This window comes from Methanobacterium lacus, from assembly GCF_000191585.1.
Classification (GTDB): Archaea; Methanobacteriota; Methanobacteria; order Methanobacteriales; family Methanobacteriaceae; genus Methanobacterium_B; species Methanobacterium_B lacus.
Genome location: NC_015216.1, coordinates 2,278,662 through 2,295,003 on the forward strand (window position 1 = coordinate 2,278,662; position 16,342 = coordinate 2,295,003).

At 37.8% G+C, this 16,342-nt stretch carries 18 protein-coding genes; 12 read left to right on the plus strand and 6 right to left on the minus strand.

The features are described 5' to 3' along the window. Positions 1-305 precede the first annotated feature (305 nt). The 12 genes from METBO_RS11110 (at position 306) to METBO_RS11160 (ending at position 11,244) form a co-directional block, all read left to right on the plus strand. The gene (locus tag METBO_RS11110) at positions 306-548 is read left to right on the plus strand and encodes a hypothetical protein (protein ID WP_013645810.1); all 243 of its coding nucleotides are present in this window, start codon (positions 306-308) and stop codon (positions 546-548) included. Between the two features lie 263 nt (positions 549-811). Continuing rightward, the gene (locus METBO_RS11115) at positions 812-1,381 is read left to right on the plus strand and encodes a pyruvate kinase alpha/beta domain-containing protein (RefSeq protein WP_013645811.1); all 570 of its coding nucleotides are present in this window, start codon (positions 812-814) and stop codon (positions 1,379-1,381) included. A 291-nt stretch (positions 1,382-1,672) separates the two neighbouring features. Further along, complete coding sequence (gene ftsZ, locus METBO_RS11120) at positions 1,673-2,761, plus strand: cell division protein FtsZ (RefSeq protein ID WP_173319806.1); 1,089 nt, start codon at positions 1,673-1,675, stop codon at positions 2,759-2,761. Positions 2,762-2,958: 197 nt separating this feature from the next. Next, the gene (locus METBO_RS11125; protein ID WP_013645813.1) at positions 2,959-3,144 is read left to right on the plus strand and encodes a protein translocase SEC61 complex subunit gamma; all 186 of its coding nucleotides are present in this window, start codon (positions 2,959-2,961) and stop codon (positions 3,142-3,144) included. 58 nt (positions 3,145-3,202) lie between these two features. Then, a complete protein-coding gene (locus tag METBO_RS11130; protein ID WP_173319782.1) occupies positions 3,203-3,664 on the plus strand; it encodes a transcription elongation factor Spt5 in 462 nt (153 codons plus the stop codon). Then, positions 3,664-4,152 carry a 50S ribosomal protein L11 gene (locus METBO_RS11135; RefSeq protein WP_013645815.1) on the plus strand — a complete coding sequence of 163 codons (489 nt, stop codon included), beginning with the start codon at positions 3,664-3,666 and terminating at the stop codon, positions 4,150-4,152. The genes METBO_RS11130 and METBO_RS11135 overlap by 1 nt, the downstream gene beginning before the upstream one ends. A 194-nt stretch (positions 4,153-4,346) precedes the next feature. Continuing rightward, complete coding sequence (locus tag METBO_RS11140; RefSeq protein WP_013645816.1) at positions 4,347-4,985, plus strand: 50S ribosomal protein L1; 639 nt, start codon at positions 4,347-4,349, stop codon at positions 4,983-4,985. Then, positions 4,985-5,986, plus strand: coding sequence for a 50S ribosomal protein L10 (locus METBO_RS11145; RefSeq protein WP_013645817.1), 1,002 nt, complete (start codon positions 4,985-4,987; stop codon positions 5,984-5,986). The genes METBO_RS11140 and METBO_RS11145 overlap by 1 nt, the downstream gene beginning before the upstream one ends. A 62-nt stretch (positions 5,987-6,048) precedes the next feature. Next, positions 6,049-6,351 (plus strand): 50S ribosomal protein P1, encoded by a 303-nt coding sequence (gene rpl12p / locus METBO_RS11150; protein WP_013645818.1) that lies wholly within the window; start codon positions 6,049-6,051, stop codon positions 6,349-6,351. A gap of 312 nt (positions 6,352-6,663) precedes the next feature. Then, on the plus strand, positions 6,664-9,381 hold the full coding sequence (gene alaS / locus METBO_RS11155) for an alanine--tRNA ligase (protein WP_013645819.1): 2,718 nt from the start codon (positions 6,664-6,666) through the stop codon (positions 9,379-9,381). 136 nt (positions 9,382-9,517) lie between these two features. Next, positions 9,518-9,694: a hypothetical protein gene (locus METBO_RS13860; RefSeq protein ID WP_013645820.1), complete on the plus strand. Its 177-nt coding sequence runs from the start codon at positions 9,518-9,520 to the stop codon at positions 9,692-9,694. Between the two features lie 278 nt (positions 9,695-9,972). Then, entirely contained in the window at positions 9,973-11,244 is a 1,272-nt protein-coding gene (locus tag METBO_RS11160; protein WP_013645821.1) for a methanogenesis marker 16 metalloprotein, read from the plus strand. A 70-nt stretch (positions 11,245-11,314) separates the two neighbouring features. On the opposite strand, the gene METBO_RS11165 is transcribed toward METBO_RS11160, so the two are convergent. The 6 genes from METBO_RS11165 to hypD all read right to left on the minus strand — a co-directional run bounded on the left by METBO_RS11165 (position 11,315) and on the right by hypD (position 16,332). Continuing rightward, positions 11,315-11,716 carry a zinc ribbon domain-containing protein gene (locus tag METBO_RS11165; protein WP_013645822.1) on the minus strand — a complete coding sequence of 134 codons (402 nt, stop codon included), beginning with the start codon at positions 11,714-11,716 and terminating at the stop codon, positions 11,315-11,317. Between the two features lie 226 nt (positions 11,717-11,942). Then, positions 11,943-12,158 (minus strand): hypothetical protein, encoded by a 216-nt coding sequence (locus METBO_RS11170; protein WP_013645823.1) that lies wholly within the window; start codon positions 12,156-12,158, stop codon positions 11,943-11,945. Positions 12,159-12,169: 11 nt separating this feature from the next. Further along, on the minus strand, positions 12,170-12,979 hold the full coding sequence (locus METBO_RS11175; RefSeq protein ID WP_013645824.1) for a HEAT repeat domain-containing protein: 810 nt from the start codon (positions 12,977-12,979) through the stop codon (positions 12,170-12,172). 217 nt (positions 12,980-13,196) lie between these two features. Then, positions 13,197-14,501, minus strand: a complete 1,305-nt coding sequence (locus METBO_RS11180; RefSeq protein WP_013645826.1) for a TldD/PmbA family protein — start codon at positions 14,499-14,501, stop codon at positions 13,197-13,199. Positions 14,502-14,579: 78 nt separating this feature from the next. Then, complete coding sequence (locus METBO_RS11185; protein ID WP_013645827.1) at positions 14,580-15,245, minus strand: phosphoglycolate phosphatase; 666 nt, start codon at positions 15,243-15,245, stop codon at positions 14,580-14,582. A 28-nt stretch (positions 15,246-15,273) separates the two neighbouring features. Next, a complete protein-coding gene (gene hypD / locus METBO_RS11190) occupies positions 15,274-16,332 on the minus strand; it encodes a hydrogenase formation protein HypD (RefSeq protein ID WP_013645828.1) in 1,059 nt (352 codons plus the stop codon). Between the last annotated feature and the right edge of the window lie 10 nt (positions 16,333-16,342).

The window sequence follows — 16,342 nt, forward strand, 5'->3', positions numbered from 1 at the left end:
TTAGCTCGTGTATGGACTCGTTTTGCTTATCCATTACCTAAACACCATTTGTCCACATACAAAAAAGAGAGAATTGGTTTTTACACCCAATCTAAACCGCAAATAATTACTCAAATACAAAATGAAAATCCCTAAGAATATTTTAAGGCATGAGTACATTTAAAATCATGGTAAACAGGGAATTCTTGATTATTTAGATGAAATATTTTTAAATAAAACTAGCATATTAGGACAATAATACAGTTAATTTATATAATTAAACTTTTAAATTTAAATTGTTCAATTTTATTCGATAGTAGGAAAAAATGAAAAGAAACATTTCAAAACTAGTTATGATGTTGGTGTTAACAGTGCTGGTAGCATCACCTGTAGCGTTTGCAACAACCCTCCATACCCATTTAGATAGTATAGCTCCAATAACATATAATCAAGGAGACAAGATAAGTGTTACAGCACAGTTATGGACTGAAAACTGTGTTGATGGTTTATGGGATAATCCAATGAACCATTACGATGTTTACTTCCATCTGTACTCCAAATCATCATGATGAATAATATCAATTTAATGAGTAATTGAGGATTTAAAAGAAACTCTATATTCAAAATACAAACAACACCCGAAAAAAGTGGTTTATAACATTCTCATTTTTTTTATGAAAACAATTATTGATCATATCTCAACCCGCATGATCTGAAGCATTAATATCTATAGTACATAGACAATTACATCACAGAAAAGCATATGATATGTTAATAGATTTGAGAATTTAATGAGATAGATCTTTTAAACCTAAAAAAGGAGATGTAAGTTATGGAAAAAACTATTCAGTACTTTGAAAGGCCAGGAAAAGAAAATACCGATGAACTGATCCAACTTGTGAAGACCAGAATGGAAGAACTAGGAATAAAGGATATTGTTGTTGCTTCTGCATCAGGAAGTTCGGCAGTTAAACTGGTTAAGGCCCTGGATAATCCTGAACTCAACATCGTAAATGTCACACACCACTCAGGTTTTAAGGGTGAAGATATCATAGAACTGGAACCAGAATACAGAACAGAACTAGAAAAAAATGGAGTTAAAACATTCATTGGATCACACTCTTTAAGTGGAGTTGGACGAGGCATATCAAATAAATTTGGAGGAATAACTCCCGTAGAAATTATCGCTGCCACATTACGTCTTTTTTCTCAAGGAGTAAAAGTTGGTGTGGAAATATCTATAATGACAGCCGACGCAGGTCTTATCCCAACTGATACCGAAATTATCGCTGTTGGGGGAACTGGAAAAGGTTTAGATTCTGCCATTGTTTTGAAACCAGCCCACATGGGAAATTTTTTTGACCTCAAAATAAATGAAATAATTGCAATGCCCCGACCTTAGTCTCGAAGGGTTTTATTGTCAAAATTTTCCCCAAAATTGAACACAATCCTAAACTTGAAAAACATCCATGTTCAGAATTGGATAGTACATAACTTTCAATGAGAATTGAAAGATAAGGGTTAAAAATCATAGTTCAGTGGTAAATTATGACCAAAAATACCGTTGCTTTTAAATATGAGTAGGTCCAATAACACAATTAACATAATAAAACATTAGCTGTGGGGGTAGGAATTGAAATCTCTTATAAACAATACCATAAAGGAATCTGAAAAAAGAAAGGAAAGATCAACCATGGAAGAGCGCAATTCATTTGACGACAACATCGACAGCGATCTAAAAGAGATTATCCAACGAAGCCGGGCTAAAATTTTCGTTGTAGGAACTGGAGGGGCTGGAAATAACACAGTTTCAAGACTCGCGGAAATAGGAGTCGAAGGTGCGGGCACACTTTCCGTTAACACGGATGCACAAGATCTCTTTTATTCCAAGTCAGATCATAAGATACTGATTGGACGATCGACATGCGGAGGACTCGGTGCAGGTGGAATACCTGATATCGGGGAAGAAAGTGCTGAAGAAAGCGAAGAACAGATCAAAGAAAAACTCGAAGGGGCAGATATGGTCTTTGTTACTTGCGGTTTAGGGGGAGGAACTGGAACAGGTTCCGCACCAGTAATATCCAAGTTAGCAAAAAAAATAGGCGCCTTAACAATCGCTGTGGCCACCATGCCATTCAGTGCTGAAGGACTGAGAAGACGCGAAAATGCAGAAAAAGGACTTGAAAAACTTCAAGATGCTGCAGACACCGTAATAGTCATTCCAAACGATAAACTGCTCGAAGTAGCACCAAACTTGCCAATCAACAAGGCATTCATGGTTGCTGATGAGCTCCTTGGAAGAGCTGTTAAGGGAATAACAGAACTCATTACCAAACCTGGTTTGGTTAGTCTCGACTTTGCAGATATCAGAAGCATCATGATGGGATCTGGCATGGCCATGATCGGAATGGGTGAATCTGACTCTGGAGACAGGGCAATTGAATCTGTTCATGAAGCTTTAAACAGTCCACTACTTGATCTGGATATATCCAATGCTAAAGGGGCACTCATTAACATATGCGGAAGTTCTGACCTCACCTTACACGAGGCTGAAAAGGTGGTACAGATCGTAGCAGACGAACTGGATCCAGATGCAAACATAATATGGGGTACTCAGATACAGGAAGACTTAGAAAATGTCATCAGGACAACCATTGTTGTTGCAGGTGTTAAATCACCACACATATTTGGAATGCCTGGTGAAAAAGAGTACGTTGAGGAAAAACAACGCGAAAGTGTTCCTGAATCTTCATTAGAAGAATTTATTGATGGCGTTTTTTAAACTGACCTTCAATTAATTTTAAAGGGAAAAACCCGTTACAATTAATTCTCTACCCTACTTTCCTTTGAGTTTAGTGATTACCATCTCCCATAAATGGAAAGGTTTATAAATCTCTAAACCCATACCCTCCTAATGTGATCTATCTAAATTTTAAAAATTCTCATTCTCTATAAATTATAATTGAAGTGGGTATTTCCATGAACTTGAATAAAAAGTCTCTAGTCGATTTTATAAAACTCTGTCAAAGAGTTCTGCATGTATCCAGAAAGCCTGGCAGAGAAGAATTTTTGAACGTAGCAAAAATAACTGGACTAGGTGTCATTATAATAGGCGCCATAGGTTTCATAATAAGTATAGGAGCGCAGCTTTTATCCGGTATATAAAAAAATTTGAAGATCATAGAATTAATTAATTAACTCATAGTCTATTTAATAAAATTTTTTGAAGGTTAGTGATAGTTTGATTTATGCAATAAGAACCCTTGTAGGTCAAGAAAAAAACGTTGCAAGAATAATCGGCAGAAACGTTAAAAATAGTGGAATTGAAGTCCATTCTATTCTTGTTCCCGAAAGCCTGAGGGGTTACATTTTAGTTGAATCTTCAACCAAGATCGATATGCAGAATCCAGCCTTTAAAGTACCACATATGAAGGGTGCAATAGAGGGTGAAATTCCCTACGAAGAAGTTAAAAGCTTTCTAAATCCGGAGCCAATACTTGCATCGGTCCAGAAGGGAAGTATTGTCGAACTCATATCCGGTCCATTTAAAGGGGAGAAAGCTAAAGTTGTCAGGATCGATGAATCCAAAGAAGATGTTGTTTTGGAACTGATAGAAGCAGCAGTACCAATCCCAGTTACAGTTAAAGGTGATCAAATCAGATTAATACAGAAGGAGGCAGATTAATGGCAAAAGAAACCGTAGAAATTCTTATAGACGGCGGAAAAGCAACACCAGGACCACCATTGGGTCCAGCAATAGGTCCGCTAGGCATAAACATGATGCAGGTTGTTGAGCAGATAAACAAAAAAACATCCGACTTTGAAGGTATGAAAGTACCTGTAAAGGTAATCGTAGATGTTGGAACCAAAGAATTTGAAGTCACAGTTGGTACTCCACCTACAACAGCACTCATCATTGATGAACTTAAAATTGAGAAAGGTTCAACAGATCCTGGACTTGAAAAGGTTGCAGATCTCAAGGTTGAACAGGCATTGAAAATCGCACGTATGAAGTTCGATGCACTTCTATCAAACGACTACAAAAATGCTGCAAAAGAAGTTATTGGAACATGCGTGAGTATGGGAATAACAGTCGAAGGAAAAGATCCTAGAGACGTGCAGAAAGAGATAGATCAAGGAGTTTACGACGAAACACTCGTCCAAAACGTCTAAGTTTATTTCATTTTTTTGTTTTAGTTCTATGATCATGCTTTTATGTAATGATAATTCAATGATCATAATTACAGATCAAAAACATTTCACAAATTCAATTTCATAGATATGGCAAATCATATCATTGAACACAAACACAATAGAAAAAAATAATTCGTGTGAACTTTTGAAATTAAAGTTCATGGAGGAATTAGATGAAAGAAGAGATATTGGAAGCGGTGAAGAAGGCTAAAGAAGATTCAAAGCCGAGGAACTTCACACAATCCATTGATGTGGTCATCACAATCAAGGATTTAGACGTGAAAAAGCCAGAAAACCGTATAGACGAAGAAGTATTTCTCCCAAATGGCCGTGGTAAAGACGTTTCGGTCGTCTTTATTGCAGATGGAGAACTGGCACTTCAGGCAGAAAATGCTGGTGCAAGCCTTGTAATTACCAAAGAAGGTTTAGAAAGCTTTGGTAAAGACAGGAAAGCAGCTAAAAAAGTTGCTAACCAGAATGATTTCTTTGTTGCCCAGGCAGATTTCATGCCACTTGTGGGTAGATTCCTAGGACCAGTTTTAGGACCTAGAAAGAAAATGCCAAAACCAGTTCCTGCATCAGCAAAACCAGAACCGCTGATGGAGAGATTAAAAAATACAGCAAAAGTAAGAATTAAAGACCAGCCAGTTATCCAGGCAATTGTCGGCTCGCAAGAGATGGACGATGAACAGATTGCTGAGAATATTGAAGCAATTCTTCAAATACTGGATCAAAAACTTGAGAAGGGCAGAAGTCAGATAAAGTCCATGTACATTAAAACAACCATGGGCCCAGTAGCGAGGGTGATATAATGCCTCATGTTGCTGAATGGAAAAAGGATGAAGTAGCAAACCTCAAGGACCTTATAAACAGCTATGAAGTTGTGGGTATGGCAAACCTTGCAGATATACCAGCCCCTCAGCTCCAACAAATGCGAAGAACACTCAAAGACAGTGCTACTCTGAAGATGTCAAGGAAAACTTTAATGAGCCTTGCATTGAACGACAGTGAAAAAGCCCAGATAGAAAATCTTGAAGACTACATGGAAGGGCAACCAGCCCTAATATTCACCAATATGAATCCATTTAAACTCTACAAGATTCTAGAGAGCAGTAAAACACCAGCACCTGCAAAGGCTGGAAGTATAGCACCTGAAGACATAATTGTTCCTAAGGGCGATACTGCATTCAAACCTGGTCCGGTACTTGGTGAACTTCAAAAGGCAGGAATTCCTGCCAAGATAGAGAAGGGAAAAATAGTTATCACCAATGATAAGGTCATAGTTGAAGCTGGAGAAGTTATTCCTAGGGATGTTGCAAGCATACTTACAAGGCTTGAAATTTTCCCACTAGAAGTAGGAATTGATCTCAGAGCTGCCTATGAAGCAGAGACTATTTACACATCTGATCTATTGACAGTTGACGAGGAAAAAACTTTAGCAGATGTCCAGAAAGCATTTACACAAGCACTGAACTTATCAGTCGAAGCTGTAATTTTCAACAAGGAATCTACACCACTCATAATACAGAAAGCTGTTTCACAGTCATTGAACCTTGCTTTAAACGCAGAAATATTAAACGAAAAAACAAGGGACGTCCTATTGGCCAAAGCATACGCACAGATGCTTGCATTAGCATCAGAAGTATCTGCCAAGGATGAAAATGCTGTTGATGACGAGCTTAAAGAAAAATTGAGTTCAACTGCAGCTAAAGTTGAAACCCCGGAAGATAACAACGACGAACCAGAAGATGAAGAAGAAGCTGAAGAAGAGGAAGGAGATGCAGCAGCAGGTCTTGGAGCTCTATTTGGCTAAGTTAAAATTGAATTTAAAAAATTTATTAAAACTAAACAAAATTTAAACTTTGAGGTGATCTCATGGAATATATATACACAGCAATGTTATTGCACACAACAGGTCAGGAAATTAGCGAAGAAAATGTGAAGAAGGTTTTAGAAGCAGCAGGCGCAGAAGTAGACGAAGCAAGAGTTAAAGCATTAATTGCAGCTCTCGAAGATGTCGACATCGAAGAAGCAATGGAAAAAACCGCAGTAGCAGCAGCAGCTCCAGTAGCAGCAGCAGCAGCCCCAGCAGCAGCTGAGGAAGAAGAAGAGGAAGAAGAAGAAGAAGAAGAAAAAGAAGAAGAAGCAGCAGCCGGTCTAGGCGCACTCTTCGGATAAATTCTTTTCTTTTTTCGGATCTTTAAATTCAATTTTAATGATCCGATCCTTTCTTAAATTTTTATTTTTAAATTTCAATTAATCCTTTGCATCCCCCTAATTTTAATGTTCAAACTGTTATTTTTTGCTAGTTTCAAAACTATTTAAACAAGTTTTTATCAAATTAAGATCAACTAGATCATTGAATTGAAAATGACTGTTTTAATGAATCTCTAAAAATAGATCTTTACATCCAAGTATTGGGATTTAAATCTTTATTTAACTAGTCAATAAAAATAAAATGTAATTAAAAGATTGTTAACGTTGATTATCATGTCTCGCCAATTAGAAGAATTAGGATATACTAAAAAAACATGTGAAACTTGTGGAAACGACTTTTGGTCGATAGGTGAAAGATCCACATGTGGAGATGCACCCTGCGACAAGTATGAATTCATAGGAAATCCTGCAACCACCGTAAAATATGATCTCTACCAGATCCAGAAGGAGTTCAATGATTTCTTCAAAGCAAGAGGCCACACACCAATAACAAGGTATCCAGTGCTTGCCAAAAGATGGAGAGATGATGTTTTCCTTGTTGGAGCATCCATCTACGATTTTCAGCCATGGGTAACTTCAGGTCTGGTTGAGCCTCCGGCCAATCCATTGGTCATAGCACAGCCATCCATCAGGTTAAATGATGTTGACAATGTTGGAAGAACTGGCAGACACATGACCTGTTTTACAATGGGAGCACACCATGCATTTAACAAGCCTGATGATGAGGTTTACTGGAAAGATGAAACAGTGAAATACTGTCATGACTTCATAGAACACATAGGCATTGATCCATCTGAAATAACCTACATAGAATCATGGTGGGAAGGCGGTGGAAATGCCGGACCCTGTTACGAAATATGTGTCCGGGGAGTGGAACTTGCAACACTGGTTTTCATACAGTACAAAACCACAGCAGAAGGTTTGAAGGAAATTCCACTGAAAATTGTGGACACAGGATACGGTCTGGAAAGATTTGCATGGATATCCCAAGGCACACCCACTGCCTATGATGCATCCTTTGGTCCGGTTATAAGCCAGATAAAGGAACTTGCAGGTGTGGAATTAAATGAAGCTGTACTGGCTGAAAATGCTAGGATCGCTGGAATGATGGATATTGAAGACATTGCAGATTTGAAGGAACTTCGAAGAAGGGTAGCAGATAAGCTCGGAATCACCATGGAAGAACTGAAAAACGCCACCGAACCCATGGAAGCTGTGTACGTGATTGCGGACCACACCCGCTGTTTGTGTTTCATGCTTGCAGATGGTGTCATTCCATCAAATGTGAAGGAAGGCTATTTAGCCAGACTAATACTTCGAAGAACCATACGTTTCATGAAGGATCTTGGGTTGAAGGAGTCCCTTGGAGACATAATGGAAATTCAACTGGAATTTTTATCTAAAACCTATCCAGAGATCGAAGAAAGAAAACAACACATACTAAATGTGGTGACCCTCGAAGAAAAGCGTTACACCAAAACTGTTTCAAAGGGAAAACAGCTGGTTAAGAAAACTATCCAGGATCTTAAGAAGGAAAACCTCGAAGAGATTCCAGTTGAAACTTTGATAAAATTGTATGATTCCCATGGAATGCCCCCTGAAACCATCGAAGAAATCGCCTCCGAAGAAAACTTTAATGCAGCTGTTCCAGACAATTTTTACACCTTGGTTGCAGAGGAACATGAAGCAGAGAAGAAGGATAAAAAACAGGACATCGAGATCAAGTTCATTGAAACAGAACTCGTATTCTATGAACACAGTCGCAAAACAGAGTTTGAAGCCGGGCTTCTAGGATTTTATGAAAACAATGTAGTTCTGGATCGTACCATATTCTATCCTGAAGGTGGAGGACAACCATCCGACATTGGATATATACGGGTTAAGGGCAATAAGGAAAAATATAATGTTTTAAGTGTTGAAAAAATTCAGGGTGTTGTTTTGCACCAGATGGAACCTGAAGATATTGAAAAACTCAAACCATTTGCAGGATCCAGGATTACAGGAAGTATAGATCCTGAGAGAAGAACATCACTCACCCAAAACCATACCGCAACCCATTTAATAGTGGCTGCTGCACGTGAAGTCCTGGGAGATCATGTCTGGCAGGCAGGGGCACAGAAGGGTGTTAAAAAGTCAAGGATCGATCTTTCACACTACAAACGTATCAGCATCACCGAGCTCAGGGAGATCGAGAAAATTGCCAACAGTTATGTTATGAAAAATTATCAGGTTCACACCTCATGGATGAACCGTACCAAGGCAGAGAAAAAGTACGGGTTCAAACTTTACCAGGGAGGTGTGGTTCCAGGTGCGAATATCAGAACAGTTAAAATAGATGAAATTGATGTTCAAGCCTGTGCAGGTACACATGTTAAATACACAGGCGAAATTGGTCTGATAAAAATTACCAGAACCGAAAGGATTCAGGATGGGGTTGAAAGGCTCGAGTTTTCAGCTGGAAAGTCTGCCATAGATGCAGTTCAAAGGAACGACGAAATACTCAAAGAAAGCAGTGAAATCTTCAAGGTGCCACTTGAACAACTTCCAAAAACCTGTGAAAGATTTTTCAAGGAATGGAAGGCCTACAAAAATGAGAACACCAAACTCAAGGATGAAATTGCCACACTAAAGGTTGGAAGTATAAGGGACCTGGCAGTTGAAATATCTGATCTCACTGTACTGACCCAACTCATGGATGCAGATATGAACGAACTCATTGGAATCGTCACAGACATGACTGAAGATGTGGATGGAGTTGACGTGGTTGTGATTGGAAACACCGAGGGTAAGATCGTAGGAGGATCCTCTGCCAAAGCCCTTGAAAGGGGTTTGAAAATAAACAACATCATCAAGGATGCAGCTGCCATGTTAGGTGGAGGTGGAGGTGGAAGACCAAACCTTGCACAGGGCGCTGGTAAAAACCATGAAATGATGGAAGAGGCTCTAAACTCTGCACTCAAAACCATTGAAGAAATCTTGAAAGGTGGTTAAACAGGATTATCAAACTGTGGGAAACAACTTTCATCCACAGTACCTCCATTATTTCCATACCCCGAAGAATATAAATTTCTCTGATTATAATAAGAATATAGGAGCATTAAAATACAAAAATAGGAGGAAAAATAATATGGAAGATAATCAAATAAATTTCATACTATACATCATGGGTGTTGTGGGACTTATAGTACTTTTATTAGGTGTTTTTGATTTTTATCCCATTAAATACGGTGTTGTTGGTGCAGTGATAATCTGGATCATCGGCGGCGGATACAGACAGTACTACGGCATGGGAAAAGTTAGATAAAACCCCCAAAAGCCAATTTATTTTTTATTCTTTATATTTATCAAACCATTGAGTAACTAAACCTGAAAAAGTTCTAGGCTGATAAACAGAACTTCTAAATTGGAAATATTTAATAAAATTTTTTTTTAAGGTACAGCATTCAAAAATTTATAGCCTTGATATTAACATAATATTAACCATGTTTATTTTAGATGGAATTTAAACAGGGATTATGTTTCCTGGAAATATTTTTATACATTTACATTTAATGAAAAAAAGAGTTTATTGGAGATATTAAATTGAAGATCCGCAGTGTGGAAGAAATTAATAAAAAAATTAAAGCTGGAAATGCCAACGTGCTAAGCGCGGAGGAAATATCAAACCTTATTAAAGAGGGTGAAACACCCAAGGCAGAAGATGTAGATGTTGTTACCACAGGAACATGTGGTATAATGTCTGGAACTGCTGCAGTGCTCCATGTTCCTGTTTCAGATCCTGGTGCATTTAAAAAAGCCAGTAAAATCAGTTTAAATGGTGTTCCAGGTTTTCCTGGGCCTTGTCCTAATGAATGGCTTGGATCAGTTGATCTGGTCATATATGGAACCTCACACAGTAGTGAAGATGAGAAATATGGTGGAGGTTTCCTATTTAAGGATATTGTTGCAGGGAACGATATTGAAGTGGAAGTAGAATCCATAGATGGAAAAACCTTCCATAAAACTGTTACTGTGGATGATATAGGTACTGCCCAGATGCTGGGTACAAGAATGGCATTTAAGAATTATAATTCATTCACCAATCCATCAGAAGAACTGATCTCATCAATATTCCATGCTGTAGATATGGAAGGTCCGTTTAAAGGATTATCTGTTTCTGGCTGTGGCCAGCTCAATCCATTACAAAACGATCCTGTAATGAAAACCATTTGTGCAGGGTCTAAAATACTTTTAAATGGAGCTGAAAGTATAATTATAGGAAATGGAACTCGTAGCAGTCCTGAAAAACCTAACTTAATGATCACCGGAGACATGAAGCAGATGGATCCTCATTTCCTTGGAGGATTCCAAACAGGAGCAGGTCCAGAAGTATTTGACAGCGTTGCATGTGCCATACCAGTGCTTGACAATGAAATCTTCGAAAAAACATTCATATTAAATAAGGACATAGTTCTTCCAATTACAGATATTCGGGGTAGACACAGTGTTTTATCCTCAACCAACTATGGAGAAGTGTGGGATAATTCTGATGAAAGACCAGTTTATCATCCTGAGAAATGTATTAAATGTGATAACTGTGTTGTGAGGGAAAGATGTCCAACAGGGGCCTATTCAGATAATTTGAACCTGAAAAAATGTTTCGGCTGTGGAATGTGTGTACACTCCTGTCCAAATCAAGCCTTCACAATGGAAACTGGTAGTGTGAGTTTTGGTATAGAAGATAAAACATATGACATGCCAATTATTTGCAGACAATCCGACATCAAAAGGGCACGAGAATTAACAGCAGAACTCAGAAGAAGAATTGAAGATGGAAGTTTCATTTTAAACAACTGTTTGGATAAAACTTCCTAAAACCCCATTTTTTTATAAAACGGCTAGTCAGAAACCCTGAAAAATTAATATTTCAATTCAAAATTTTTTATTAAAGCTTAGAAAATCCTGGTAAGGAGTGTAAGAAACCTGAAAAAACCAGTATTCCGATTACAAATCCTATTAAAAGGGCTACTACCAAAAATAGTATTATGACCGTGAGAACCGAAACTCCACCAGACTCTTCAAAATCTTCTGGTTCGGGCTCGTAATATTCTTCGACTAATTCCGGGTCAGTTTCCTTTGAAACCTGTGGCTCAGTTTCTTCAACATAAACCTTTTCCTCTTTGGAACGTCTTTTTCTTGAATAATAATCACCTTGATTTTCTGTGTATTCCCCAGCCATGTATCTGGCTTTTATTGATTTGTTGTATGGGCTTATTACTTCCATTCCACAGTTTGGACAGTAATTTTCTCTGTTCCTTATCTCAGCACCACAGTTTTCACAAATCATAGCTCATCACATGATCTTTCAGTATTACCTAAATCAAAGCATTACTATTAAATTATAATATATTATTCGTTGTTTATAAATACTTACACTTCAAATCCTTTTTAGAGTTTTTAAGAAGTTAAAGGGTATATTTTAAAATAAATATTGGAATATATTCCACATAATAACTGTAAATTCAGTTTAGGATCCTAAAAATGGTGTTCTATTTTTTTGGGGTCCCAATACATTAGATCTGTATCCTCAAAAAATGAGTTTCTCCCTTTTCTGCATCCAATTCTATGGAACTGAATTCGTTGATCATGTCTTCAAAAATATTCCAGAGTGTTTCATCATCTGCAAAGACCAGAAATTCTTGTTCAGATTGCATTGTAATTTTTTCTACACCATCATAATCCCCTTTAAGGTCCTCAAATATTTGGATTTCCATTTCCTTCATTTCCATGATCGTTACCTCTAAAATTCTTCTAAATTCAAATTCTTAGTTTCTAAATTTTTTTTGATATAGTTTTTGGCTTGTTCTGGTGTTCTTGTAGCAAATTTGTAGTTTTCATGTACTTCAACAATCTCTTTGAATGCTTCCAACACCAGTCCCTTGTTTGACCAATCATTCAAATCTCTAACAACCACTTCAAGACAGCCTTTTTTGTAGCTTATCTGCCCGATTACATGGATAATCATTTGTTTTACAGCTTTATCTTCTTCGTATTCTAACTTCTTTAATATGGGCATGACTTCTTCAGGGTGGGTTCTTCCCCTGAGTTCAATTCCATGTACAATTTCCCGCCTAATCATTGGATTTTTGCTTTGTATATGTTTCGATGCAAATTTAAAGGTTTGTTTAGGATTTCTTTGGCCCATACGTTTTAAAGCTCCAATAACAGCATTTCTAACAGAATGGTGCTCATCTGTTAGTGCTGTTTCAAATATAACCAGTATATCTGTGATGTCCTTAGTTCCTATTTCACCGAGCACGTAAACTGCTGTTTGTCTCACCTTGGGATTGGAATTATTCAAAAGCTCAGCCATGATTGTAAGAATTTTTTTATGCAAGTCATTGTTTTCTAAATAAATTTTTGCAACTGCATTGTATGCTGCTTTACGTATGTATCCATCTTCATTTGAGGCATACTGAACCAGGATTTCTGGTGCAGAACTATTTCCATCACCGTCGAATTTTGCATTCAAAATAGATTCCTCAATCTCGTCATGTATTTGTTTAACAAGTTTGGATCTTTCATCCTTTGATAAATCATAGAATCCCATTTTTATCAGCTCGAAGTTAATTCTTTAACAAATTATCCCGATTTATGGCCATAGTTGGTGGTGATGGAGTTCAATCTATAAAAAAAAGAGTAGGTTTGAAACCTTAATTTCGGGGGCCATTTGGCTTTTTGATATGGTTTTTTTTTGAAAAAAGTTTTGGGGATTCTTAGGGCTTTCAATTGCTTGAGAGTCCCTCAGAATCATGACCATATTTTTTTTAGCCTACAACCCTTAACTTTTCAACCAGTATCCTTGGGATTACAAATGGTCCTATGCTTCGTTTCTCTGATTCTGTTGCTGATGCTATTCCCATGGCTTCAAAAATATTGCCGGATAACATTGCCTTTTTAACTGGATATGTTACTTCACCATTTTCTATTTTAAATGCATTCATGGCTTCAACTGAGAAGTCTCCAGATATTGGGTTTGCTGTGTGTGCACCTAGAACATCTGTGACAAGTACTCCCTCTTTCAGATCGGAAATAGGGTTCACTTCGTTGAAGTTTAAAATGAAATTCGATAAACCCACTGCAGGAACATCTCCATAGGAACTTCTCATACCATTTCCTGTGGATTCTACTCCTCCCTTGTTGGCTGTGTAAATATCGAATAAAAAGTTTTTAAGGATTCCATCTTCTATGAGAGCAGTTTTTTGACTTGGAACTCCTTCACCATCACATGTGGCACTTTGAAGCCCTCCAGGTAGTGTTCCATCATCGTAGATACTTAGGGAACTGGATACCACTTGTTGTCCAACCTTGTCTGCATACACTGATCTGCCCCTTTGAATGTTGTCTGCATTGAATGCACCGTAAAATGTTCCAAGCAAACCTGCAGCTGCATGATGATCCAGAACTACCGGAATATCTCCAGTGTCTATTGTTTGACCTTTCCTTGATTTTTTTGCTATTTCACATGCTTTTAGGGCGATACTTTCAGGATCAATGTTCATGAACCTTGAAGAATCAGATTCACTGGCTGTGGACACTGCATCTCCATCATCTGCATTGACCGCCATGTAACCTGTGAATATTGATGAAACATCCTTTGCAACTGCTCCTTCTGAATTTGCCATTATTAACTTGCTGTATCCTGTTGAAAAACCTCCAGATGTGGGTTCGCATTTTTCTTCTACAACTGTTTTGAGCATGATCTTGGCAACATCAATAATTTCCTCAAGTTCCAGATATTCAATTTTTGGGTCATAAATATCTTTGATCTTAGGATACTTTGAATTGGGGGCAAATGAAAAGTTTTCATCTACTTCATTGGATTTTGCATTGAAAATTGCATTTTTAACAGTTTCTTCAAGGCTGTCTGTGTTGGTTGTGTATGAAAATCCCATTCTACCATCAACTATGACCCTCACACCAACACCAAATGTGAAGGCTTCCTTGGCAAAGTCGACATTATCATTCTTAATGTCAACATCTACTCCTTCTTCCTTTTCAACATATACCTCTGCTTGATCCGTATATTTTAGGGCCAGATCAAGTGTTTGGTTTGCTACATCATGCATCATCTTTTTTACACCTCGAAAAACTATACTTAAAGAAAAATTTAAGAAACATTAACTCATTTGGAATTTTTAGTCTATTTTTTACAATATAAATCTCTCAACAGCTTCTTTAAATCCATCTCCATGAGCGTTTTTTGTCACGTAATCTGCAATACCCTTGAGTTCTTCATTAGCATTGGACACCGCAATCTTCAATCCTGCTGCAGCTAAAAATTCCATGTCATTCTCACTGTCTCCAACTGCCATTATTTCTTCTGCATTGAAACCCAATGCCCCTGCAACCTTGAGTAATGAAGATCCCTTGTTCACTTCAGGATCGGTTAGGTGAATTGCAAACTTGCTGTCATACACCTCCACAGGATGATCCTTAAGAACATTCTTAATGGTAGTCACAGGCACCTTTCGAGTTAAAGCTATTTCTGAAACCCTTAAATTTGAGTTTTGAACCTTTTCAACAGGAAGTTCTGCTTTGAGGTATTCATAAGCCTCGTTACAAAGTTTGTAATTCCCCAAAATTTCGGTTTTACCGTTGAACTCTATCACCCCACCATTTTCAGCCACAATTCCTCCGGATGTAGATAAAAATGTGCTTAACGCATTTGTAAAACATGAAATATTCCCAGTTACAATAATAACTGGCATTCCCATATCTTCAACACGATGTATGGTTTCTATGGCGCTTAAACAACCTCTTCTACTTGTATTTGTGATTGTTCCGTCAACATCTGTGGCCAGTACTTTAATCAAGTTTAGATTCTCCTCTTTGTGTGCTTGCTTAGAGTTCTGGGTCGAATGAACCGTATCTGAATGCAATATTACATGTACCTTCCTTACTCACCATGCATGCTCCAACAGGATTCATTGGGTTGCATTCTTTCTTAAAGAGTTTACATTCTTCTGGTCTTGCAACTCCCCTGAGTATTGGTCCACAGATACATCCAGTTACAACTGGTTCTGATTCTCCTATGTCTATGTCAAATTTTTTCCTTGCATTGAACTCATCAAATTCCGGTTTGACTTCGTACACTGAGTTCGGAATTTCAGGAAAACCTCTCCATTCCCTGCTTTTAATGAAAAATACTTCTTCAAGCAGTTCCTGAGCTTTAACATTTCCTTCATCCCTTACTGCTCTTTTATATTCGTTTTGTACCTCTGCTTCACCATTTTCGAATTGTTTAAGCACCATGTAAATTGCTATCAACACATCGAATGGATTGAATCCTGCAACAACTTGGGGAATTCCATAGTCCTTTGAAAAACTTTCGTATGGTTTTGTTCCTATGATGGTTGAAACATGGCCAGGTTCAATTAATGCGTTTAAGTTTACTTCTCCAGATTCTATTAAAAATTTAAGTGCTGGAGGTATCAGTCTGTGTGATGAAATAACTGAGAAATTTTCAGGAGGTCTGTTCACAAGTTCTGCTGCTGTTGTGGGGGCCGTGGTTTCAAATCCTGCTGCCATGAAAACAACATCGTTATCAGTTTTCTGGGCCATTTCAACGGCATTGTTAACTCCGTAAACTATTCTTACATCAGCACCATCTGCCTTAGCATCTGCAAGCGTTCCTTTAGTTCCTGGAACCCTTAACATATCTCCAAATGTGGCTATGGTTACTCCTTCCCTTGCAAGGTAGAGACACTCATCAACTTCCCTAGATGGTACACAGCACACAGGACAACCTGGTCCTGCTACTATTTCAACCTCTTCCGGTATCAAAGTTCTAATTCCGTACTGCATAATGGTATGTTCATGGGATCCGCAGACATGCATTATCTTTACGGGTCTTGAAATTTTTTCTATTCGTTCTATGATTTCTTTAGAAAGGTTCTTCATTATTATACAC

Excerpts from the sequence above, each read along its gene's own strand:
- METBO_RS11110 (WP_013645810.1), top strand. The coding sequence starts at position 306 with ATGAAAAGAAACATTTCAAAACTAGTTATGATGTTGGTGTTAACAGTG.
- METBO_RS11115 (WP_013645811.1), top strand. The coding sequence starts at position 812 with ATGGAAAAAACTATTCAGTACTTTGAAAGGCCAGGAAAAGAAAATACC.
- ftsZ (WP_173319806.1), top strand. The coding sequence starts at position 1,673 with ATGGAAGAGCGCAATTCATTTGACGACAACATCGACAGCGATCTAAAA.
- METBO_RS11125 (WP_013645813.1), top strand. The coding sequence starts at position 2,959 with ATGAACTTGAATAAAAAGTCTCTAGTCGATTTTATAAAACTCTGTCAA.
- METBO_RS11135 (WP_013645815.1), top strand. The coding sequence starts at position 3,664 with ATGGCAAAAGAAACCGTAGAAATTCTTATAGACGGCGGAAAAGCAACA.
- METBO_RS11140 (WP_013645816.1), top strand. The coding sequence starts at position 4,347 with ATGAAAGAAGAGATATTGGAAGCGGTGAAGAAGGCTAAAGAAGATTCA.
- METBO_RS11145 (WP_013645817.1), top strand. The coding sequence starts at position 4,985 with ATGCCTCATGTTGCTGAATGGAAAAAGGATGAAGTAGCAAACCTCAAG.
- rpl12p (WP_013645818.1), top strand. The coding sequence starts at position 6,049 with ATGGAATATATATACACAGCAATGTTATTGCACACAACAGGTCAGGAA.
- alaS (WP_013645819.1), top strand. The coding sequence starts at position 6,664 with ATGTCTCGCCAATTAGAAGAATTAGGATATACTAAAAAAACATGTGAA.
- METBO_RS13860 (WP_013645820.1), top strand. The coding sequence starts at position 9,518 with ATGGAAGATAATCAAATAAATTTCATACTATACATCATGGGTGTTGTG.
- METBO_RS11165 (WP_013645822.1), bottom strand. The coding sequence starts at position 11,716 with ATGATTTGTGAAAACTGTGGTGCTGAGATAAGGAACAGAGAAAATTAC.
- METBO_RS11170 (WP_013645823.1), bottom strand. The coding sequence starts at position 12,158 with ATGGAAATGAAGGAAATGGAAATCCAAATATTTGAGGACCTTAAAGGG.
- METBO_RS11175 (WP_013645824.1), bottom strand. The coding sequence starts at position 12,979 with ATGGGATTCTATGATTTATCAAAGGATGAAAGATCCAAACTTGTTAAA.
- METBO_RS11180 (WP_013645826.1), bottom strand. The coding sequence starts at position 14,501 with ATGATGCATGATGTAGCAAACCAAACACTTGATCTGGCCCTAAAATAT.
- hypD (WP_013645828.1), bottom strand. The coding sequence starts at position 16,332 with ATGAAGAACCTTTCTAAAGAAATCATAGAACGAATAGAAAAAATTTCA.